The sequence below is a fragment of the Pseudomonas sp. MWU12-2345 genome (assembly GCF_023242385.1).
Classification (GTDB): domain Bacteria; phylum Pseudomonadota; class Gammaproteobacteria; order Pseudomonadales; family Pseudomonadaceae; genus Aquipseudomonas; species Aquipseudomonas gingeri_D.
The window spans coordinates 1-451 of sequence record NZ_JALLJA010000055.1; the positions used below are offsets into that span (position 1 = coordinate 1).

General features: G+C 55.0%; 1 protein-coding gene. It reads left to right on the top strand.

Annotated elements, in window-relative coordinates:
- Positions 1–109: 109 nt before the first annotated feature.
- A partial coding sequence (locus M5C71_RS33605) for a DUF1640 domain-containing protein (protein ID WP_248769704.1) occupies positions 110–451 on the top strand: 342 nt, incomplete at its 3' end.

The window sequence follows — 451 nt, forward strand, 5'->3', positions numbered from 1 at the left end:
CGCGAACAGTCGTCGACACCCTCGCCGATCGAATGCCCCAACCCACCGTGACGGAGACCTACCGTCAGGTGGTGCCTCCTCGTCACGTCTGCATTGAGTAGGAGACACCATGAGTAGATCTATGGCTTTGTATAACGCGCTGTCAGCCATCAGCGTACCACCGGAAAAAGCCAAAGCTGTCGTAGAAGCTTGGGAGGCCGAAGTGCGAAACGTAGCAACGAAATCCGATTTGGTACGAGTGGAGAAGCAGTTGATCCAAAAAACCGTCGACCTGGGTCGAGAGCTGCGTGGCTCGAGCAAAGAGCTAGGCGACACGGTCAAAACCCATGGCGAGCAAATAAACGCGCTCAGCCAAGCGATTGTTACCCAGGGGATCGAACTTCGCGCTGAGATCAAGGAGCAGGGCAACGATTTCCGGCTTGCGATGGAAAAACAAAGCAATGAGCTTCGC